Genomic DNA, 21,237 nt, shown 5'->3' on the forward strand with positions numbered 1-21,237 from the left:
AAAGACCCGGTTCTAACCGGGTTTTTTATTAGCCGATGCCGCTCGTTTGCAGCAGCGTCAGGCTTAGCCCCATTACCGCCATCCCACAAAGCACGCCATAACTCGGATTGTTGTGCGGGTCGATCTCTTTGGCCAGCGGCATCAGCTCATCCACCGACAGCGCAACCATAATGCCCGCCACTGCCGCCATAACAGAAGCCATCACCACTGGTGAAATCATCGTGCCAAGAATCAGCCATGCCAGCACACCGCCGAGGATCTCCGCAAGTCCCGAAACACCGGCCCAGAGAATAGCTTTACGCTTCGATCCCGTTGCTGCGTAAACCGGCCCTGCTACTGCAAGTCCTTCAGGAATATTATGCAACGCTACCGCCAGGGCAATGCCCAGGCCCAGCTCAAGGTTACTACTGGCCGTAACAAAGGTGGCGATACCTTCCGGGAAGTTATGCAGGCTGATGCCGAGCGTGAGTAGCAGGGCAGTACGGCGAAGATTTGGCGGCTTGATTGAGCTATCCATCAGGTCCTGCGGATGAGCGTGGGGCAGCGTGCGATCGAGGGCAAAATAGCCCACCAGCCCGAGAATGAACATGCCATAGCCCAGCACCGGGGACATCCCCGTGGTATGCAGCGCGGCGGGCAGCATCTCCATCAATGAAATAAGCAGCATTATCCCCGCGGCGAAACCTAGCGAAAACGCCAGTACGCGATTCGACGGCTTTTGGCCGAGTACGTCGAGAAAAGCGCCGATAAACGTAGCGCCCCCGGCTAACAGCGTGAGAATTAATGGGACTGACATTCAGGCTCCTTCTTCACATTCAAATTTCCTGATGATCTTCATCATGCTTATCTGAGTTCTTCCCACATCAATTGGGGATAGAGTTGTGTCATTCAAGTGAATTAACAAAGGACATCACCATGACAACCCAACGTATGCCCGCGCTTTTTCTCGGTCACGGTAGCCCGATGAACATACTGGAAGATAACCAATATACCCAGGCATGGCGGCATTTGGGAGAAACTCTGCCGCGTCCGAAAGCGATTGTTGTGGTGTCCGCACACTGGTTCACCCGTGGCACCGGAGTCACCGCGATGGAAGCGCCAAAAACCATCCATGATTTTGGTGGTTTCCCTCAGGCGCTTTACGATACTCATTATCCGGCCCCCGGCTCTCCTGAGCTGGCACAGCAGCTTGTCGATTTGCTGGCACCAGAGCACGTCACGCTGGATAAAGAGGCCTGGGGTTTCGACCACGGCTCCTGGGGCGTATTAATCAAGATGTACCCGGATGCGGATATTCCGATGGTGCAGTTGAGTATCGACAGCACCAGGCCAAACGCGTGGCATTATGAAATGGGCCGCAAGCTGGCGACGCTGCGCGACCAGGGCATCATGTTGGTGGCCAGTGGTAACGTGGTGCATAACCTGCGCACCGCACGTTGGCACGGTGAAAACACTCCTTATCCGTGGGCCGAGTCGTTTAACCAGTATGTGAAAGATAATCTTACCTGGCAGGGGGCGACCGAGGCGCATCCCCTGGTGAACTATCTGCAACACGAAGGCGGTTCGCTGTCGAACCCGACGGCGGATCACTATCTGCCTCTGCTTTATGTTCTGGGAGCGTGGGATGGTCAGGAACAAATTACGATCCCGGTAGATGGCATTGAGATGGGGTCTTTAAGTATGCTTTCGGTACAGATTGGCTAAAGTAAAAATGGCGCGAGATCCGCGCCATTTTTTTATTCTACAAACACGTGCGGATAGAAGCGTGAAAGATCCTGGGTGATTAACGCCCGGTCTTCACGGATGCCGATCCCGGCGGGTTGATCGTTGATAAGCCAGCTGCCTATCAGCGTGTAGCTGTCGCCGAACTTCGGCAGCTGATAAAACTCTTGTACGATCATGCCTTCTTCGCCGTAAGGACCTTCCGCGCTGGCGATCTCTTCGCCGTTGGCGATGATCTTCACGTTGGCACCTTCGCGAGAGAAGATTGGCTTCACAACGTAGCTATCCATTGCCGGATAGTCATCTTCTGCAAAGTACGCTGGCAGCAGGTTAGGATGGTTCGGGAACATCTCCCACAGCATTGGCAGCAGCGCTTTATTGGAGATGATGCTCTTCCAGGCCGGTTCCAGCCAGCGCACGCCAGCATCTTCAAGCTTGGTGGAGAACATCTCGCGCAGCATGAATTCCCACGGATACAGTTTGAAAAGGTTACTGATAACCTGATCCTGCAGATCGGTAAACTGGCCTTTCTCGCCCAGGCCGATCTCTTCCATGTAGACGAATTCGCTCGCCACTTCTGCTTCTGCGGCGCAGTCCTGTAAGTACTGGATCGTACCGCGATCTTCCACCGTGTCCTGGCAACAGGCGAAATGTACCAGGTTGAAACCGTGCTGCTGTTTCAGCTCGGCAAAACGTTCAATGATCTTTTCTTGCAGGCTGTTGAACTGGTCGCTTCCCGCCGGCAGATTTCCCGCCTGCATCTGATCTTCTAACCAGAGCCACTGGAAAAATGCGGCTTCGTACAGGGAGGTTGGGGTGTCGGCGTTGTTTTCCAGCAGCTTAGGTTCGCCAACACCATCCCACGCCAGATCCAGGCGGGAGTAGAGTGAAGGCTGCTGGCTGCGCCAGGACTGCCGGACGAACTCCCAGGTGTGTTTCGGGATACGGAACTTTGCCATTAGCTCATCGCTGGCAACGACCTTCTCCACGACCTTCAGGCACATCTGGTGAAGCTCAGCGGTGACATCTTCCAGGCGCTTGACCTGAGGCAACGTCAGTTTGTAGTAGGCATCCTCACACCAGTACGGCTCGCCATACATGGTGTGAAAGTTAAAACCGTATTCGGTGGCTTTTTCGCGCCAGTCCGGGCGCTCGCTGATAGCGACTCTTTCCATGACGTTTAGCCGCCCATGGAACGAGAAGAGCCGGTCGCGCTACTACGCTGCATACTGGTCTGTTTGGCAACTGACTCACCAAAGCCGCCGCGTGTCACGGTGCTGGTGGTTGCAGGTTTCGGGGCCATCGCAGTTTTCGGTACGGTAGCGGTGCGGCCTGGCGTAGCTGCGCCATAGCTTTTACCGCTGGCATCGGCGTATTTACCGTAAGCCGGGCTGGCTGGATTTTTGGAGCTGAACAGCGGCTGCTGAGCAAAGCCTGCACCACCGCCCATCAGGCGGCCCATCATGTAGCCTGCCATCAGAGGCATCCAGAAGCTGCCGCTTTGCTGGGGTTGGGCCTGAGTCTCGCCAGCCATGCTGGCCTGTGCAGGAGCCTGCTGGCACTGCCCTTCACCAAACTCGGCGATACACTCTTCGCGAGAGGCATATTTTGGCGCGGTGCGTTCAGCTTCTTTTAAAGCATTATTGTAGGAGGTGGTGCACTCCGCGCTTTTACCCGGGTTGGCCTGCGCGCAGTCATCCGCATTTTGATACATGGAGACGGTTTCGTCGTTTTGCTCGCAGCCCGCCAGCATAAAGACGGCGGTAACGGCCAGCGCAACCGGCGTTAGGTGCCTGGCGTTCCAGCTTTTGCGGAACGAAGCGTGATTTATCGTTTTTGTCCGTTTCATTTTTCTTTCCTGAGCCCAAAGGAATAAAGCTATTGTTGTGCTTAGGATAGGGGATGAATGGTTGAAATTAAAGCGATGAGAGCGGTTTACAGGGGGATCTTTACTTTGCCTTACGTTGGGCAGGCGAAGTTGTGACAGGGGCATGAAACCATGCCCCTGTTAACGCAATTAATTACCGAATGGATTACGGGAACTGTTGCTTTTTACTGCGGCAGGCTGCGCTGCCGGAACTGCTTGTGCGGGTGCTGCGGTACGAGTGGTTGTCGCGGTGTCCGCCGTGTAACCATCTGCACGCGCATCCTGATCTGGTGTTTCAGGCGCTACGCTTTCTGGGGTTGTTGGTACGGGTTGGCCCAGCGTTGCGTTCAGTGCCACCAGATCCTGCTCGTTAAGCGTACCCAGCGCTGATTTGATGTTCAGCTGGTTGATCAGGTAGTTATAACGGGCGCTGGAGAGCTGTTGTTTCGCGTTATACAGGGTAGTGGTCGCGTCCAACACATCAACGATGGTACGAGTCCCTACCGAGTAGCCAGCTTCCATGGCATCCAGGGAGCTTTGCGCAGACACCACGGCCTGTTTGTAAGCGTTGATGGTGCTGATAGAAGCGTTCACGTTGTTGAAGGAAGAACGTACGGTCTGCACAACGTTACGGTGCGCGCCTTCAAGCTGCTCGCTTGCACCAACAAAATTGTACTGCGCTTGTTTCACCTGGGAGTTCACAGAACCACCCTGATACAGCGGCAGTGAGAAGTTGATCCCGACTTTGTTCTGGCCCATGTTGCTGTCGTCGTAAGCCTGAGAGCCGTTCGTTTTGGAACCGCTGTAGCTGGTATCGGAGATACCCGTAGAGGCGGTCAAACCGACAGTTGGCATATGGCCGGTTTCTGCATAGCGAATTTGTTCGCGAGCCAGATCCTGGGACAAACGTGCCTGCAACAGCGCGAGGTTACGCTTTTCAGCTTCCTGCAGAAGGTTATTCACCGCTTCTGGCTTGTTGGTTTTGAAACCGTCAACGTTCAGCGAGGCCAGAGAAGGATAGTAGTTGCCGGTGACCTGGCGCAGCGCTTCAACCGCGTTGTCGAGATTGTTACGGGCAGTCACTTCATTGGCCAGCACGTTATCGTATTGTGAACGGGCGTTCTGTACGTCGGTAATCGCAACCAGGCCTACGTTAAAGCGCTGGGTTGTCTGATCTAACTGACGGTAAATTGCCTGTTTCTGCGCTTCGGTATAGGAAAGTGCATCAATGGCGCTCAGCACGTTAAAATAGGCCGTCGCAGTGTTCAGAATCAGCGTTTGCTGATCGGTCTGATAAGTCACATCCTGAATGCCAGCAGATTTTTCCTGCAGGGTCAGCTGACGCCATTTTGACATGTCAAAAATGGTCTGAGTTAACTCTAAAGACGCGCTGGTTGCATTTGAGTCCACGCCGTTCGCATCGCGATAACCGTTGCTGTAGGTGTAATCTGCACCAAGGCCAAGCTGTGGTAATAACGGGCTACGAGCTTCGTTAATTTTCTCGAAAGCGGCGTCACGGTCTGCAGCGGATTTGCGTAAATCCGGGTTGCTTAGACGGGCCTGCTGATAAACCTGCATCAGGTTTTCTGCCTGGCTCATGGCGCTGAAACCCGTTAGGCTCAGACCGATAAGGATTGGGAGCAGTTTCTTCATTTGCATTCCTTGTTGTGAAGCAAAATTGTTTTTTTGATAGCGCTGATTGAGTCGAAATAGTTGCCGATTCTAACAGAGTCCGCCTGCGGGGCGAGTTGGCGTAATGTGCCATCCACCCTGAATTTGAACAATCTACCATATAGCAGAAGAAAGGGCATTCAGGCAGGGTTGAAATCGCTCAATTCATTACCATAAGTCATCAGGGATACAAACATGAGTAAGTCAGACGGTAAACTTGTCACGTTAGCCAAAAACGATGTTGAAATTATTGCACGTGAAACGCTATATCGCGGTTTTTTTTCGCTCGAATTGTATCGTTTCCGCCACCGTCTTTTCAACGGTGCGATGAGCGGTGAGGTCAGAAGAGAAATATTTGAACGCGGTCATGCTGCGGTGCTGCTACCCTATGACCCTGTGCGCGATGAAGTCGTATTGATTGAACAGATTCGCATTGCGGCTTACGACACCAGCCCAACGCCCTGGCTGCTGGAACTGATTGCCGGGATGATTGAAGAGGGCGAAAGCGTTGAAGATGTGGCACGGCGCGAGGCGATAGAAGAAGCCGGACTGGTCGTCGGGCGCACAAAACCTGTGATGAATTACCTGGCAAGCCCGGGTGGCACCAGCGAACGCTTATCTGTTCTGGTAGGGGAAGTGGACGCCACGACCGCAGAAGGTATTCACGGTCTGGAAGTCGAAAACGAAGATATTCGTGTTCATGTGGTAAGCCGGGAGCAGGCTTATCAGTTAGTCGAAGAGGGGTCAATCGACAATGCTGCCTCAGTCATCGCTTTGCAATGGCTGCAATTGCATTATGAGAAACTACGAGAAGAGTGGAATCACTAAATATGAAGCGCTATACACCTGACTTTCCTGAAATGATGCGTCTGTGCGAAACAAACTTCGCCCAGCTGCGCCGCCTGCTGCCGCGTGAAGACGCGCCGGGTGAATCCATAACCTATCAGGTTAATAGCGCCCGATATCGGCTGACCGTATTAGAATCCACTCGCTATACAACCCTCGTGCAGATAGAGCAAACCGCGCCGAGCGTGAGCTACTGGAGCCTTCCGTCCATGTCCGTCAGGCTTTACCATGACGCAATGGTCGCGGAAGTGTGTTCAAGCCAGCAGATCTTCCGCTTCAAAGCGCGCTATGATTATCCTAATAAAAAGTTGCATCAGCGCGACGAAAAGCATCAAATTAACCAGTTTCTTGCTGATTGGTTGCGCTACTGTTTGGCGCATGGAGCGATGGCGGTTCCGGTTTGTTAGAGAGAGTGAAACCTAAGGACACCATTTGGAAAGCCTGTTAAATCTTCCTGTGGCCGGTGGGGGCCGTATCAGGATACTGCAAATTACCGATACCCACCTATTCTCTGGGAAGAGCGAAACGCTGCTGGGTATTAATACCTGGGAGAGTTACCAGGCGGTGCTTGCGGCTATTCTTGCGGACGGGCGTCAGTGCGATCTGATTGTCGCCACCGGCGATTTGGCACAGGATCATAGCGCAGAGGCCTACCAGCATTTTGCTGAAGGGATCGCGCGCATTTCTGCACCCTGCGTCTGGTTACCGGGCAATCATGATTTCCAGCCCGCCATGTATAGTTCGCTCCAGGAAGCGGGGATCTCTCCCTCCAAGCTTGTTCACGTTGGCGACAGCTGGCAAATTTTGCTGCTCGACAGCCAGGTTTTTGGCGTCCCGCATGGCGAACTCAGTGACTACCAGCTGGAGTGGCTTGCGCGCAAGCTGTCCGATGCCCCTGAGCGTCATACTCTTCTGTTACTGCATCATCATCCGGTGCCCGCCGGCTGCAGCTGGCTCGATCAACACAGCCTGCGCAATGCTCAGGAGCTGGATAATGTGCTGGTCAGATTCCCGCAGGTAAAAACGCTGCTGTGTGGGCATATCCACCAGGAGCTGGATCTCGACTGGAACGGACGCCGCATGCTGGCCACGCCGTCTACCTGCGTGCAGTTTAAACCCCATTGCTCTAACTTTACGCTGGATACCATAGAACCAGGCTGGCGCTGGCTGGAGCTCCATCCAAACGGTGAAGTGACGACCGAGGTTTGCCGCCTGCAAGGTGCGGTATTTAACCCGGATACCGCTTCAGAAGGGTACTGATGTCTACGCTACTCTACCTGCACGGCTTCAATAGTTCTCCACGCTCAGCCAAGGCGACAAGCCTGCAGGCATGGCTTACGGAAAATTATCCCGACATTGAAATGGTGGTGCCACAGTTACCGCCGCATCCAGCCGACGCCGCCGAATTGCTCGAATCGCTGGTACTGGGTCATGGTGGTGAACCGCTTGGCGTCGTGGGCTCTTCTCTTGGCGGCTATTACGCTACCTGGCTCTCTCAATGCTTCATGCTGCCCGCCGTGGTCATTAACCCTGCGGTACGCCCCTTTGAATTGCTGGCAGATTATCTTGGTAACAATGAGAACCCCTACACCGGGCAGCAATATGTGCTAGAGTCTCGCCATATTTACGATCTTAAAGTCATGCAAGTTGACCCGCTTGAAGCACCGGATCTCATCTGGCTGCTGCAACAGACGGGTGACGAAGTGCTCGATTATCGCCAGGCGGTGGCTTATTACGCCTCCTGTCGCCAGACGGTCGAATCCGGTGGTAATCACGCCTTTGTAGGCTTCGAAGATTATTTCACACAGATTGTCGACTTCCTCGGTCTTCATTGAGGCCGGGTCGCCCGATTCCTGTTTCGCTATCTGAACGAATAAACCATGACGCAATCCAGTTATAACGCCGATGCCATTGAGGTACTCACCGGGCTTGAGCCGGTTCGCCGCCGCCCGGGAATGTACACCGACACTACACGCCCGAACCATCTGGGCCAGGAAGTCATTGATAACAGCGTGGATGAAGCGCTGGCAGGCCATGCTAAGCGTGTTGATGTTATTCTCCACGCCGATCAGTCACTGGAAGTTATCGATGACGGACGCGGTATGCCGGTGGATATCCACCCGGAAGAGGGCGTACCCGCTGTTGAACTCATCCTTTGCCGCCTGCACGCAGGGGGCAAATTTTCCAATAAAAACTATCAGTTCTCCGGCGGTCTGCACGGGGTGGGGATTTCCGTTGTTAACGCCCTGTCCAAACGTGTTGAAGTGACCGTTCGGCGTGACGCTCAGGTCTACAGTATTGCCTTTGAAAATGGCGATAAAGTGCAGGAGCTGGAAGTTGTCGGTACCTGCGGTAAACGCAACACCGGTACCAGCGTTCACTTCTGGCCTGATGAATCCTTCTTCGACAGCCCACGCTTTTCCGTTTCACGCTTAAGCCATCTGCTGAAGGCGAAAGCGGTGCTTTGTCCCGGCGTTGAGATCACCTTTACCGATAAGGTTAACAATACCGAGCAGCGCTGGTGCTACCAGGATGGTCTGAAAGATTACCTGTGCGAGGCCGTAAATGGCCTGATCACCCTGCCGGAAGCGCCGTTTGTCGGCAACTTCGCCGGGGATACCGAACAGGTTGACTGGGCGCTGCTGTGGCTGCCGGAAGGCGGCGACCTGCTGACTGAAAGTTACGTTAACCTGATCCCGACCATGCAGGGCGGGACACACGTTAACGGTCTGCGCCAGGGTTTGCTGGACGCAATGCGCGAGTTTTGTGAATACCGCAACATCCTGCCGCGTGGCGTAAAACTCTCTGCGGATGATATCTGGGAGCGTTGTGCTTACGTGCTTTCAGTCAAAATGCAGGATCCGCAATTTGCCGGTCAGACGAAAGAGCGTCTCTCTTCACGACAGTGTGCTGCCTTCGTTTCTGGTGTGGTAAAAGATGCATTCAGCCTGTGGCTGAACCAGAACGTTCAGGCTGCTGAGCAGCTGGCAGAGCTGGCGATTTCCAGCGCCCAGCGCCGTATGCGTGCGGCTAAGAAAGTCGTGCGTAAGAAACTGACCAGCGGCCCGGCATTACCAGGTAAGCTGGCGGACTGTACCGCGCAGGATCTTAGCCGCACCGAACTCTTCCTTGTGGAAGGGGACTCAGCAGGTGGATCGGCCAAGCAGGCTCGCGATCGTGAATATCAGGCGATCATGCCACTTAAGGGTAAGATCCTTAACACTTGGGAAGTCTCTTCTGATGAGGTGCTGGCATCTCAGGAAGTCCACGACATCTCTGTTGCTATCGGTATCGATCCTGACAGCGAAGATCTGAGCCAGCTGCGCTACGGCAAAGTCTGTATCCTCGCGGATGCGGACTCCGATGGTCTGCACATCGCCACGCTGCTGTGCGCGCTGTTTGTGCGCCACTTCCGTACGCTGGTAAAAGGGGGACATGTCTATGTGGCCATGCCGCCTCTTTACCGTATAGACCTGGGTAAAGAAGTATTCTACGCGCTGGATGAAGAAGAGAAGGCCGGCGTGCTCGATCAGCTCAAGCGTAAGAAAGGCAAGCCGAACGTGCAGCGTTTTAAAGGGTTGGGTGAAATGAACCCGCTCCAGCTGCGTGAAACGACGCTCGATCCGAATACTCGTCGACTGGTACAGCTGACCATCAGCGATGAAGATAACGATAAAACGCTGGCTATTATGGATATGCTGCTCGCCAAGAAACGTTCCGAAGACCGCCGTAACTGGCTACAGGAAAAAGGCGATATGGCCGATCTGGACGTGTAATCCACGATTCAATAAAAAAAGGGAGCCGCGAAATCGGCTCCCTTTTGTTTGCTGACAAAGAAGGAAAAAACGTGGTTTTTCCTTCTTTGTGGTTAGCTGACGAAAATCAATGAATTGATTTCCCTGGTTATTTTTTTGGTGGGATCTGTTCGTTTGTTAAACGTTTTAGGTTTGTCATCCGTCAGAAGGGAGCTGCGAAATCGGCTCCCTTTTGTTTTTGGCAGACGGTGCAGCTTACTTGATCGCGTCTTCCAGGATGTGGATATGGATATCCAGCACGTCATCTTTCACGGCAGCGCTGTGGCTCTTCATATGAGCTGTGGCCAGGTGAGCTTCCAGATGAGCAACGCTTTCCCACTTCTCAACCATGAAGATGGAATCTGGTGCGGTAGTCTGGAACGGCACCTGAGCATTGTGATCCACCAGCGGTGCGTAGCCAAAGCAGCCTTCTTCTTCCAGCACGGTAGGAATAATTTTAGCAAAAGCATCCAGCACGGCCTGGCGGTGATGCTGGCCAGGACGGGTACGAATTTCAGCGATAACTGTAAGCATGGTTCACTCCGTTTTTTTAAGCTTGAACTCAGTTAAGCAAAAATTTCACCGAGATGCTTGCGATATTCTGCAACAAAGCGTGGAACGTCAGGCACTTTCATGACGTCGTTGGCGATAAAGGTTGGCAGGCCTTCCATGCCGAGGAACTGATTGGCTTTGTGGAACGGCAGGTAAACGCCATCCACGCCAACACCATGGAAGAACTGCTCTTTATCTTCAAAGGCTTGCAGAGGCGCATTCCACGTCAGAGAGAGCATATAGGTTTTGCCCTGAATCAAACCCCCGGAGCCGTATTTTTTCTCGGCGTCCGAGCGCGTACGGCCATCGCTGGCGTACAGGGAGCCGTGACCTTCGGTAAATACATCATCAATGTATTTTTTCATGGTCCATGGCGCGCCCATCCACCAGCCGGGCATCTGGTAAATCACCGTATCGGCCCACAGATACTTTTCAACTTCGGCTTTTACGTCGTAGTCGCTGTCGGTGCGGGTCACCTGAACATCATGTCCGAGGTCGCGTAAAAAGCTTTCCGCGACTTCGGTCAGGGTGTCGTTAAGCTGGCCGTTTGAGTGGGCGAATTTCTTCGCACCATTAATAATCAGGATGTTGCTCATCGGTAGTCCTCGAATCATTACGTTTGGCACGAATTCTAACGTGATCGCCGTCACGGTAAAATGGCCAAAATGTGCAAAGACTTTTGCTAAATTAGCAACAATCTGCTGGTTACCAGCTTATCCGTACCTGAAAGCCTCTGCTGTCAGCATTTGAAAACTGAACGCTCATTCCATGTAAAGCCGCTATACGCCGAACAATCGACAGGCCTAACCCGCTGCCGGTTTTCTCCTGACCCGGCGGGCGGAAGAAGCGTTCCCCGAGAGTGGCTAGATACTCCGTGCTGATGCCGGGGCCGTTATCCGTAATGCAAATTTCGCGCTTGCGCAGGGCTACATTGACTACGCTTCTGGCTGGGCTGTAGCGCACGGCATTGTCCAGCACGTTGCGTACCATCAGGCTAAGCAGCAGCGGTTGGCCACGAAGTGAGGCTTGCCGATCCTGTACATCCAGGCGGATATCCACACCTTCACGCTGCGCCTGATGGTAAGCGTCCATCACAGCACTTTGCAGTAGTTCAGCCAGCGAAAGTTCCTTCACATCATCAAGTGCAGCCAACGAATCCAGACGAGACAGCGTGAGCAGCTGATCGACCAGCCTGGTTGCGCGATCTATTCCCGTGCTGAGGTTGTTCAGTGCGTGGTCACGCGAAGGGGCATCGTTACCGGACAGCTGGGCCACTTCGGTCTGAACTTTTAAGGCGGCCAATGGGCTACGGAGTTCATGGGCTGCATCAGAGGTGAACCGACGTTCACGGAGCATAAACTCTCCGGTACGGGCAAATAGTTGATTCAGCGCTTTCACCAGCGGCTTGACCTCAAGGGGCATAGGGTGAGTTTCTAACTGGCTGGCTTCGTCAGGTGCGCGCCGACCGAGCTGCGCTGCAAGCTCGTGAAGTGGAGCAAGGGCCCGGCTGACGAGCCAGACCAGCAGAAGTACCATCAGTGGCAGCGCGATAAGCCAGGGCAGGAGCTGTGAGGCCACGATGTCCTGAGCCATTTCCTGGCGGTAGTCCCACTCCTGGCCTACCACGATGCGGTATTTGCCCTCGGGCGTCGTCAGCCAGAGCAGGCGCCACTCGTCATCATCGCCTTTCAGTCTGCCATCCATAAAGCCGTCACGGTGATAAAGGTATTCAAGATGTTTGCCGTTATCACCGTCGTTCAGCAACAGACGCCCTTCGGGTGAAAAGATGGCGAAGGCGAGAGTGTCATCATCTTGCTTACCGCGATGATGGGGGATCATTTTTTTACTGCGCGGCAGCTGTGGCGATACGCCAAGGCCTTCCAGATCCAACGCGCTGAGGCGTTTGGCAAACAGTAACTGCTGCGTGTCGAAAAGCTTATTAAGGGATTTGCTGGTTTGATACCAGGCCGCGATGCTTGCACCAGCCCAGGTGACAAGCAGCAGGAGAACGAAGCCGGCAATCAGCCGGGCGCGCAAGCTTTGCGTTAGTTTCTTAATCATTTCTCACCCAACGTGTAGCCAATGCCATGGACGGTGCGGATAAATCCGCTACCCAATTTGCGCCTGAGATGATGGATGTGCACTTCCAGAGCATTTCGTGAGACTTCGTCATCCCAGCTATAGATTTTCTCTTCAATGAGCGTACGAGGCAGTACGCGTCCGGCATTGCGCATCAGTAATTCAAGTAGCGCAAACTCTTTAGGTTTGAGCTGTAGCGCTTCGCCATTTTGCATCACCGTAAGCTTAAGCGGATCGAGTTCTACCCCGGCATGGGTAAGGGCAGGTAATGACTGGCCGTGCGTGCGGCGGAGCAGTACCTGCAGCCGGGCTGCAACTTCGATGAGTGCAAATGGTTTACATAAATAGTCGTCAGCGCCGAGCTGTAAGCCTTCCACTCGTTGCTCCAGGGCGTCACGCGCGGTGAGGATCAATACCGGCTCACTTTGGCCATGACGCCGCCAGCCTTTTAATATTTCCAGCCCGTCGATACCGGGCAGGCTCAGGTCAAGCACCACGGCGTCATAGGGAGCTTGTCCCAGCGCCGCCTGGCCAAGTTTACCGTCGGTGAACCAGTCGATGGTGAAGCCCATTTTTGTTAAGCCCGCCTTCAGGCCGTCGCCGATCAGTTTGTCATCTTCAATTATTAATACGCGCATGGTGCTGTCCCTTTTATCCATTGCGGGAAATTGAGTGAAGTTAATAACGATTGCGGCGAGCTGTACAGGATAAAAGTCGAGTGCTTCGGCAAGCGCCGCAATTTCTTAAAAAAAGCACTTTGCTGTGGCGAAATTAAGATCTCGTTAAGATCTCTGCGCTTTAATAGGTACTCGTAACGACATACATGAAGGGAGAAATAACAATGAAAAAACTAGCCGCTGTAATGACCATCCTTGCTATTACCGCCGCACCTGCGTTCGCTGCTAATCAGGGGGGCTTTGTCGATCCGAACGCTGCTGCACCTGCTCAACAGGCTCAACCGCAGGGTGGTTTTTCTGGGCTAACGGGCAGTAAAACGACCGTAGAAAAGGCCAAATCATTGTCTGACGACACCTGGGTCACGTTGACCGGTAAAATTGAGCAGCGCATCGGTGGAGACGACTACACTTTCCGAGACAGCACAGGCACCATCAACGTGGATATCGACCACAAGCGCTGGAATGGCCAGACCATCACCCCGCAGGATACCGTGCAGCTTGAAGGTAAAGTGGATAAAGACTGGAACTCCGTTGAGATAGACGTGAAAAACGTCACTAAAGTGAAATAAACGGTGCAGAACGTGACATCCTGAAACGCATAGCGGACAGACAAGTTTACTCGCGGCTGTCCGTTAAACGTATTCGCCTAAACTTTGCGCAAATCACTCCTCCCCTGTGACTACACCTGCCAGATAAGGTACTATCGGCGCAATTACGCCGTTTGTGGCCACACTCGGCTCGTCAGTTTGAGGATGAATGATTAATGAGTGATCTGACTCATGATGGTGCAGAGCGTCTTGCGCTGCACGAATTCACGGAAAATGCCTATCTCAACTACTCCATGTACGTCATCATGGACCGTGCGCTGCCGTTTATCGGCGACGGGCTTAAGCCTGTCCAGCGCCGCATTGTGTATGCTATGTCGGAGTTGGGGCTAAGCGCCAGCGCGAAGTTTAAAAAATCTGCCCGTACCGTTGGTGACGTGCTCGGTAAGTACCATCCACACGGCGACAGCGCCTGTTATGAAGCAATGGTACTGATGGCACAGCCGTTTTCTTACCGCTACCCGCTGGTAGACGGTCAGGGAAACTGGGGTGCGCCGGATGACCCGAAATCCTTCGCCGCGATGCGTTATACCGAATCGCGGTTGTCGAAATACGCAGAAGTCCTGTTGGGTGAACTCGGTCAGGGCACCGTAGATTACACGCCAAACTTTGATGGAACGCTTCAGGAGCCGAAAACGCTGCCTGCGCGTCTGCCAAACATCCTGCTAAACGGGACCACGGGTATCGCCGTAGGGATGGCGACGGATATTCCTCCGCACAATCTGCGGGAGGTGGCAAAGGCTGCAATGACGCTTATTGACCAGCCGAAAACCTCGCTGGATGAGCTGCTGGATATCGTGCACGGGCCGGACTATCCCACCGAAGCCGAGATCATTACGCCACGTAGTGAAATCCGTAAAATTTACCAGACCGGACGCGGTTCAGTTCGTATGCGTGCGGTATGGAAGAAAGAAGAGGGTGACGTGGTGATCACCGCGCTGCCGCACCAGGTTTCCGGCGCTCGCGTACTTGAACAAATTGCCAACCAGATGCGTGCGAAAAAGCTGCCGATGGTCGAAGACCTGCGCGATGAGTCCGATCATGAAAATCCGACCCGTCTGGTGATTGTGCCGCGTTCTAACCGCGTGGATATGGAACAGGTTATGAACCACCTGTTTGCCACTACCGATCTTGAGAAGAGCTACCGCGTTAATCTCAATATGATCGGCCTGGACAATCGTCCTTCGGTGAAGAACCTGCTTGAGATCCTTACCGAGTGGCTGGTTTACCGTCGTGACACGGTACGTCGTCGCCTGAACTATCGCCTTGAGAAAGTCCTTAAGCGTCTGCATATCCTTGAAGGTTTGCTGGTGGCGTTCCTCAATATCGATGAAGTTATCCATATCATCCGTACCGAGGACGAGCCGAAACCGGTGCTGATGGAGCGTTTCGCGCTTAGCGAAACCCAGGCAGAATCGATCCTTGAGCTGAAATTACGCCATCTCGCTAAGCTTGAAGAAGTGAAAATTCGCGGCGAGCAGAGCGATCTGGAAAAAGAGCGCGACCATCTGCAAAGCATCCTGGCATCAGAACGCAAGATGAACACGCTGCTGAAAAAAGAGCTGCAGGCTGACTCAGACGCCTTTGGTGACGATCGTCGTTCACCGCTGCGCGAGCGCGAAGAAGCCAAAGCTATGAGCGAACATGATATGACCCCTTCCGAGCCGGTCACTATTGTGCTTTCTCAAATGGGCTGGGTACGCAGCGCCAAAGGCCATGACATTGACGCACAGGGCCTGAATTACAAAGCAGGGGACAGCTATCTGGCCTCGGCGAAAGGTAAGAGCAACCAGCCGGTTGCCTTTATTGATTCCACCGGGCGCAGTTACGCGCTGGATCCTATTACGTTGCCGTCTGCGCGCGGTCAGGGTGAGCCGCTGACTGGTAAACTGACTCCACCGCCAGGTGCGGTTGTTGAACATGTCCTGATGGCACCGGACGATCAGAAACTGCTGATGGCCTCGGATGCAGGTTACGGTTTCGTCTGTACCTTTAATGATTTGGTCGCACGCAACCGTGCTGGTAAGGCGCTGATTTCACTGCCAGAGAATGCCCGTGTGTTGCCGCCAATGGAAATCACCAGCGCCGACGATATGCTGATGGCGATTACCGCCGCAGGGCGCATGCTGATGTTCCCGGTAAGCGATCTGCCGCAGCTGTCGAAAGGTAAAGGCAATAAGATTATCTCTATCCCATCCGCTGAAGCAGCTAAAGGGGATGATAAACTGGCGCATCTCTTTATTCTGCCACCACAAAGCACCGTTACGTTGCACGTCGGTAAGCGTAAAATCAAACTGCGTCCGGAAGAGCTGCAAAAGATCACCGGAGAGCGTGGCCGTCGCGGTACGCTGATGCGTGGTTTGCAGCGCATTGACCGGGTAGACGTTGATTCACCGGCTCGCGCAGGCGTTGGCGATAGCGAGGAGTAATCCGAGGGCGGCACCTTGCCGCCCAATCGGTGTGGTTTACGCTAAATAAATCATCTTTATTTAGCGGTTCAGGTTTCAGAGGTTGTTATGCTAGCCATCATTCGTTTTATCATTGTTGTGATTTACTGCATCCTGGTCTGTATTTTTGGCTGTATTTACTGTTTATTCAGCCCGCGCAACCCGCGCCACGTGGCGACCTTTGGGCATTTATTTGGTCGCCTTGCACCCATTTTTGGGCTGAAGGTGGAAGTCCGTTTGCCGGCGGGCGTTGAAAATCATCCCACCGCAATTTATATCGGTAATCACCAGAACAATTTCGATATGGTTACCGCCGCGAGTATCGTCCAGCCGCCAACGGTCACCGTGGGCAAGAAGAGCCTGTTATGGGTACCGTTCTTTGGGCTGCTGTACTGGCTTACCGGCAATATATTGATTGATCGGGATAACCGCGCAAAAGCGCACAGCACGATTTCTCAGGTTGTGGCGCAAATGCAGAGGCGTAAAATCTCCGTCTGGATGTTCCCGGAAGGTACACGCAGCCGGGGTCGTGGTCTGCTGCCATTCAAAACCGGTGCGTTTCATGCTGCAATTGCCGCAGGTGTCCCAATTATTCCCGTGTGCGTTTCCAGTACCAGTAATAAAATTAAGCTGAACCGCTGGAATAATGGTCTGGTGATTGTCGAAATGCTGCCGCCGATTGATACCAGCGAGTTTGGTAAAGAGCAGGTGCGCAAGCTGGCGACCCACTGCCGCGAAATTATGATGGCCAAAATTGACGAGCTGGATAAAGAAGTCGCTGATCGAGAAGCTGCTGGTCATATTGAAAAGAAACAGGCGAGTTAATTCGCCTCATTCCGGGGTTTACCCCTCTGGCGGTACGGTTTGTACCGCCCCACGTTTTACGTTTTACATGGAGCAATTATGTCACTCAGTCGGCGTCAGTTCGTTCAGGCATCGGGAATAGCACTTTGTGCAGGTAGCGTGCCACTGAGGGCAAATGCGGCTGGGCAGCAGTTACCTCTGCCCGTCCCTCCTTTGCTGGAATCTCGCCGCGGGCAGCCGCTGTTCCTGACGCTACAGCGGGCGCACTGGTCTTTCACCGGCGGGGCTAAGGCACAGGTCTGGGGGCTGAACGGACGCTATCTTGGGCCGACAATCCGCGTGTGGAACGGCGATGATGTGAAGATGATTTACAGCAACCGTCTACAGGAAAATATCGGTATGACCATTGCCGGGCTTCAGGTGCCGGGACCGCTAATGGGGGGGGCGCCTCGCATGATGTCACCGAACGTAGACTGGGCACCGGTGCTGCCGATTCGCCAGCAGGCCGCCACGCTCTGGTATCGCGCCAGTACGCCGAACCGCTCTGCCGAGCAGGTCTACAATGGCCTGGCGGGGATGTGGCTCATCGAAGATGAGGTTAGCAAGTCGCTGCCTATCCCCAACCACTACGGCGTTGACGACTTCCCGGTGATTATTCAGGACAAGCGGCTGGATAATTTCGGGACGCCAGAATATGTGGAGCCGGGCAGCGCTGGTTTTGTCGGTGATACGCTACTGGTCAATGGTGTGCAGGGGCCCTTTGTTGAGGTCTCTCGCGGATGGGTGCGTCTGCGTTTATTGAACGCGTCAAACGCACGTCGTTACCTGCTGCAGATGAGCGATGGTCGTGCGATGCACGTTATTTCAAGCGATCAGGGTTTCCTGCCCGCGCCCGTGTCGGTGAAACAGCTTTCTCTGGCGCCGGGCGAACGTCGTGAAATTCTGGTCGATATGACCGAAGGGAAAGAAGTGTCGATAACCTGCGGCGAAGCGGCAGGGATCATGGACCGTATTCGTGGCTTCTTCGAGCCGTCGAGCATTCTTATTTCGACCCTGGTTTTAACGCTACGTCCTACAGGTCTGCTGCCGCTGGTAACAGATTCTCTGCCGATGCGCCTGCTGCCGGATGAGATTATCAACGGTAGCCCGGCCCGCAGCCGTGATATTACCCTGGGTGAAGATCCGGGTATTAACGGCCAGCTGTGGGATATCAAACGTATTGATATCCAGACCCAGCAGGGGACGTGGGAGCGCTGGACCGTCCGTTCGGACATGCCACAACCCTTCCATATAGAAGGGGTGACCTTCCTGATTAAAAATGTCAACGGGGCTGCACCGTTTGGCGAAGACCGCGGTTGGAAAGATACCGTATGGGTAGACGGGCAGGTTGAACTGCTGGTCTACTTCGGGCAACCGTCCTGGGAGCATTTCCCGTTCCTGTACTCCAGCCAGACGTTAGAGATGGCGGACCGAGGTTCTATAGGGCAGCTGCTGGTACAGCCTGCGCCATAATCGCAGGCAAATCAGCAGGGTGGGGTGTGCCTTGTGGCATCCACCGAAAGAGTAAGAGAGTGGCGTCTGGCGCGATAAACATCCGCCTGACGAAGAAAACGACCTGCACTGACTTTTAAACGTACAAATCTCATCGCAAAACGGCGTATAATCGCCGGCTTTGGTTACTTTTACATCAATTTTTTCGGAAGCACTATGAGCTCTATCAGCTTGATCCAGCCAGACCGCGAACTCTTTTCGTGGCCGCAGTACTGGGCGGCCTGTTTCGGTCCGGCCCCGTTTTTACCTATGTCACGCAAAGAAATGGACGATTTAGGCTGGGACAGCTGCGACATTATCCTGGTTACCGGGGACGCCTACGTAGACCACCCGAGCTTCGGCATGGCGATCTGCGGGCGCATGCTGGAGGCCCAGGGCTTCCGCGTCGGCATCATTTCCCAGCCGGACTGGAACAGCAAAGAAGATTTCATGACGCTGGGCAAACCGAATCTGTTCTTCGGCGTGACCGCGGGCAATATGGATTCGATGATCAACCGCTACACCGCAGACCGTAAGCTGCGTCATGACGATGCCTATACTCCGGATAACGTGGCGGGCAAACGCCCGGACCGCGCCTCCCTGGTGTATACCCAGCGCTGTAAAGAAGCCTGGCGCGACGTGCCGGTGATTCTGGGCGGTATCGAAGCCAGCCTGCGCCGTACCGCACACTATGACTACTGGTCTGACACCGTGCGTCGTTCAATCCTGGTGGATGCCAAAGCCGATATGCTGATCTTCGGTAACGGCGAGCGTCCGCTTGTGGAAGTCGCGCACCGTCTGGCGATGGGCGAAAAGATCGACGAGATCTGCGATGTGCGTAATACCGCGATGATGCGTAAAGAAGCGATGCCGGGCTGGGCGGGCGTGGATTCTACCCGTCTGGATACGCCAGGGCGCATAGATCCGATTCCACATCCATACGGCGAAGATTTGCCGTGCGCGGATACCGGCAAGCCGACGGTGGCCCCGGCAGAGCAAGAATCTAAAGCCGTTGTTGTGCAGCCCGCGCGTCCGAAGCCGTGGGAAAAGACCTACGTCCTGCTGCCGTCGTTTGAGAAAGTGAAAAGCGATAAGGTGATGTACGCTCACGCATCGCGCATTCTGCACCATGAAACCAACCCGGGCTGCGCCCGTGCGCTGATGCAAAAGCATGGCGATCGCTATATCTGGATCAACCCGCCGGCTATCCCGCTTTCTACCGACGAAATGGACAGCGTTTTTGCACTGCCTTATAAACGTGTTCCCCATCCAGCCTATGGCAAGGCTCGTATTCCTGCCTACGAGATGATCCGTTTTTCTGTCAACATCATGCGTGGCTGCTTCGGGGGCTGTTCATTCTGTTCTATTACCGAGCACGAAGGACGCATTATTCAGAGCCGTTCTGAAGATTCGATCATTAATGAGATCGAGGCAATGCGCGACACCGTACCTGGCTTTACCGGCGTGGTTTCGGATCTGGGTGGCCCAACTGCGAACATGTATATGCTGCGTTGTAAGTCACCGCGTGCAGAACAAACCTGCCGTCGCCTGTCCTGCGTTTATCCGGATATCTGTCCGCACATGGACACCAACCACCAGCCGACGATCAACCTGTATCGCCGCGCCCGTGAGATCAAGGGCGTGAAGAAGATCCTGATCGCATCTGGCGTCCGCTATGATATTGCGGTGGAAGATCCGCGTTATATCAAAGAGCTGGCGACCCACCACGTGGGCGGCTATCTGAAAATTGCCCCGGAGCATACCGAAGAAGGGCCGCTGTCGAAGATGATGAAGCCGGGAATGGGCAGCTATCAGCGCTTTAAAGAGCTGTTTGATACCTATTCTAAGCAGGCCGGGAAAGAGCAGTACCTGATCCCGTACTTTATCTCCGCGCACCCCGGCACGCGTGATGAAGATATGGTGAATCTGGCGCTGTGGCTGAAGAAGAACCGCTTCCGTCTGGATCAGGTGCAGAACTTCTACCCGTCGCCGCTCGCCAACTCGACCACCATGTATTACACCGGCAAGAACCCGCTCGGGAAGATTAGCTACAAGAGTGAAGAGGTCGTGGTGCCGAAGGGCGATCGTCAGCGCCGCCTGCATAAAGCGCTGCTGCGTTACCACGATCCGGCCAACTGGCCGCTGATCCGCGAAGCGCTGGAAGCGATGGGTAAAAAGCACCTGATCGGTGGCCGCCGTGAATGTCTGGTGCCGTCGCCGACTCTGGAAGAGATGCGCGAAGCCCGCCGCTATAACCGCGGCGCACGTCCGGCACTGACGAAGCACACGCCGATTGCCCATCAGCGTCGTCCTGCGGCAGCCGCCGCTGGCGCGAAGACTGCGGGAGCAAAGGCTGCGGGTCCTAAGAGACGCGCGCCTAAGCCTTAAACAAAAATGGCGGATGGCGCTTGCGCTTATCCGCCCTTGTATCTTGAACCGGTAGCTGGTTAGCTACCGGTTACACGAAACGGAGGAAGCTTGTATCCGCCCTGAAGACGCCGATCTTTCTTCGTAGCTTAAGCCCTCCGTTTCACCTTTCACGTCACTCAAAATCCGAACGGTAACCAGAAGCTCTGACTTCGTATGTACAAGGCTGGAATGACGTGTTGGCTCAGGTGAAAGGAGACAAAATATGTTCACTCT

Annotated in this window: 19 protein-coding genes; 11 read left to right on the forward strand and 8 right to left on the reverse strand. The window is 54.2% G+C overall.

All coding sequences use genetic code 11. The features are described 5' to 3' along the window. Nucleotides 1–28 precede the first annotated feature (28 nt). On the reverse strand, nt 29–796 hold the full coding sequence (zupT, locus tag HYQ67_RS13575) for a zinc transporter ZupT (RefSeq protein WP_202304207.1): 768 nt from the start codon (nt 794–796) through the stop codon (nt 29–31). A 119-nt stretch (nt 797–915) separates the two neighbouring features. Here zupT and ygiD point away from each other — a divergent pair, with 119 nt between their 5' ends. Then, nucleotides 916–1,704: a 4,5-DOPA-extradiol-dioxygenase gene (ygiD, locus tag HYQ67_RS13580; protein ID WP_202304208.1), complete on the forward strand. Its 789-nt coding sequence runs from the start codon at nt 916–918 to the stop codon at nt 1,702–1,704. Nucleotides 1,705–1,736: 32 nt separating this feature from the next. Here ygiD and HYQ67_RS13585 read toward each other — a convergent pair whose 3' ends face one another. From HYQ67_RS13585 to tolC, 3 genes are all read right to left on the reverse strand, one after another. Continuing rightward, nucleotides 1,737–2,897 (reverse strand): glutathionylspermidine synthase family protein, encoded by a 1,161-nt coding sequence (locus HYQ67_RS13585; protein WP_202304209.1) that lies wholly within the window; start codon nt 2,895–2,897, stop codon nt 1,737–1,739. A 5-nt stretch (nt 2,898–2,902) separates the two neighbouring features. Continuing rightward, a complete protein-coding gene (locus HYQ67_RS13590) occupies nt 2,903–3,571 on the reverse strand; it encodes a DUF1190 family protein (RefSeq protein ID WP_202304210.1) in 669 nt (222 codons plus the stop codon). 168 nt (nt 3,572–3,739) lie between these two features. Continuing rightward, the gene (gene tolC, locus HYQ67_RS13595) at nt 3,740–5,248 is read right to left on the reverse strand and encodes an outer membrane channel protein TolC (protein ID WP_202304211.1); all 1,509 of its coding nucleotides are present in this window, start codon (nt 5,246–5,248) and stop codon (nt 3,740–3,742) included. Nucleotides 5,249–5,455: 207 nt separating this feature from the next. Between tolC and nudF the strand changes: the two genes are divergently transcribed. From nudF to parE, 5 genes are read left to right on the forward strand one after another with little or no spacing between them, the layout of a single operon-like run. Further along, the gene (nudF, locus tag HYQ67_RS13600; protein WP_202304212.1) at nt 5,456–6,088 is read left to right on the forward strand and encodes an ADP-ribose diphosphatase; all 633 of its coding nucleotides are present in this window, start codon (nt 5,456–5,458) and stop codon (nt 6,086–6,088) included. A 2-nt stretch (nt 6,089–6,090) separates the two neighbouring features. Beyond that, complete coding sequence (locus HYQ67_RS13605; protein ID WP_202304213.1) at nt 6,091–6,513, forward strand: DUF1249 family protein; 423 nt, start codon at nt 6,091–6,093, stop codon at nt 6,511–6,513. Nucleotides 6,514–6,538: 25 nt separating this feature from the next. Then, the gene (gene cpdA, locus HYQ67_RS13610; RefSeq protein WP_202304214.1) at nt 6,539–7,366 is read left to right on the forward strand and encodes a 3',5'-cyclic-AMP phosphodiesterase; all 828 of its coding nucleotides are present in this window, start codon (nt 6,539–6,541) and stop codon (nt 7,364–7,366) included. Further along, complete coding sequence (yqiA, locus tag HYQ67_RS13615) at nt 7,366–7,941, forward strand: esterase YqiA (protein WP_202304215.1); 576 nt, start codon at nt 7,366–7,368, stop codon at nt 7,939–7,941. Before cpdA ends, yqiA begins: the two co-directional genes overlap by 1 nt. Before the next feature lie 45 nt (nt 7,942–7,986). Further along, nucleotides 7,987–9,882 (forward strand): DNA topoisomerase IV subunit B, encoded by a 1,896-nt coding sequence (gene parE / locus HYQ67_RS13620; protein ID WP_202304216.1) that lies wholly within the window; start codon nt 7,987–7,989, stop codon nt 9,880–9,882. A 234-nt stretch (nt 9,883–10,116) separates the two neighbouring features. Here the strand turns inward: parE and HYQ67_RS13625 are convergent, their stop codons facing one another. The 4 genes from HYQ67_RS13625 to qseB all read right to left on the reverse strand — a co-directional run bounded on the left by HYQ67_RS13625 (nt 10,117) and on the right by qseB (nt 13,169). Then, nucleotides 10,117–10,434 (reverse strand): putative quinol monooxygenase, encoded by a 318-nt coding sequence (locus HYQ67_RS13625; protein WP_202304217.1) that lies wholly within the window; start codon nt 10,432–10,434, stop codon nt 10,117–10,119. A 32-nt stretch (nt 10,435–10,466) separates the two neighbouring features. Then, nucleotides 10,467–11,048: an NAD(P)H-dependent oxidoreductase gene (locus tag HYQ67_RS13630; protein WP_202304218.1), complete on the reverse strand. Its 582-nt coding sequence runs from the start codon at nt 11,046–11,048 to the stop codon at nt 10,467–10,469. A 109-nt stretch (nt 11,049–11,157) separates the two neighbouring features. Then, entirely contained in the window at nt 11,158–12,513 is a 1,356-nt protein-coding gene (gene qseC, locus HYQ67_RS13635; RefSeq protein WP_202304219.1) for a quorum sensing histidine kinase QseC, read from the reverse strand. Next, complete coding sequence (gene qseB, locus HYQ67_RS13640) at nt 12,510–13,169, reverse strand: quorum sensing response regulator transcription factor QseB (protein ID WP_202304220.1); 660 nt, start codon at nt 13,167–13,169, stop codon at nt 12,510–12,512. The genes qseC and qseB overlap by 4 nt, the downstream gene beginning before the upstream one ends. A 203-nt stretch (nt 13,170–13,372) precedes the next feature. Here qseB and HYQ67_RS13645 point away from each other — a divergent pair, with 203 nt between their 5' ends. From HYQ67_RS13645 to HYQ67_RS13665, 5 genes are all read left to right on the forward strand, one after another. Continuing rightward, a complete protein-coding gene (locus HYQ67_RS13645; protein ID WP_202304221.1) occupies nt 13,373–13,777 on the forward strand; it encodes a YgiW/YdeI family stress tolerance OB fold protein in 405 nt (134 codons plus the stop codon). A 194-nt stretch (nt 13,778–13,971) separates the two neighbouring features. Beyond that, on the forward strand, nt 13,972–16,242 hold the full coding sequence (gene parC / locus HYQ67_RS13650) for a DNA topoisomerase IV subunit A (RefSeq protein WP_202304222.1): 2,271 nt from the start codon (nt 13,972–13,974) through the stop codon (nt 16,240–16,242). A gap of 87 nt (nt 16,243–16,329) precedes the next feature. Beyond that, entirely contained in the window at nt 16,330–17,085 is a 756-nt protein-coding gene (locus tag HYQ67_RS13655; RefSeq protein ID WP_202304223.1) for a 1-acylglycerol-3-phosphate O-acyltransferase, read from the forward strand. A gap of 78 nt (nt 17,086–17,163) precedes the next feature. Then, complete coding sequence (gene ftsP, locus HYQ67_RS13660; RefSeq protein ID WP_202304224.1) at nt 17,164–18,576, forward strand: cell division protein FtsP; 1,413 nt, start codon at nt 17,164–17,166, stop codon at nt 18,574–18,576. A 195-nt stretch (nt 18,577–18,771) separates the two neighbouring features. Beyond that, entirely contained in the window at nt 18,772–20,982 is a 2,211-nt protein-coding gene (locus HYQ67_RS13665; protein ID WP_237391242.1) for a YgiQ family radical SAM protein, read from the forward strand. The last annotated feature ends 255 nt before the right edge of the window (nt 20,983–21,237 follow it).

It is taken from the genome of Dryocola clanedunensis subsp. sulfonylureivorans, assembly GCF_016756775.1.
Lineage (GTDB): Bacteria > Pseudomonadota > Gammaproteobacteria > Enterobacterales > Enterobacteriaceae > Dryocola > Dryocola clanedunensis.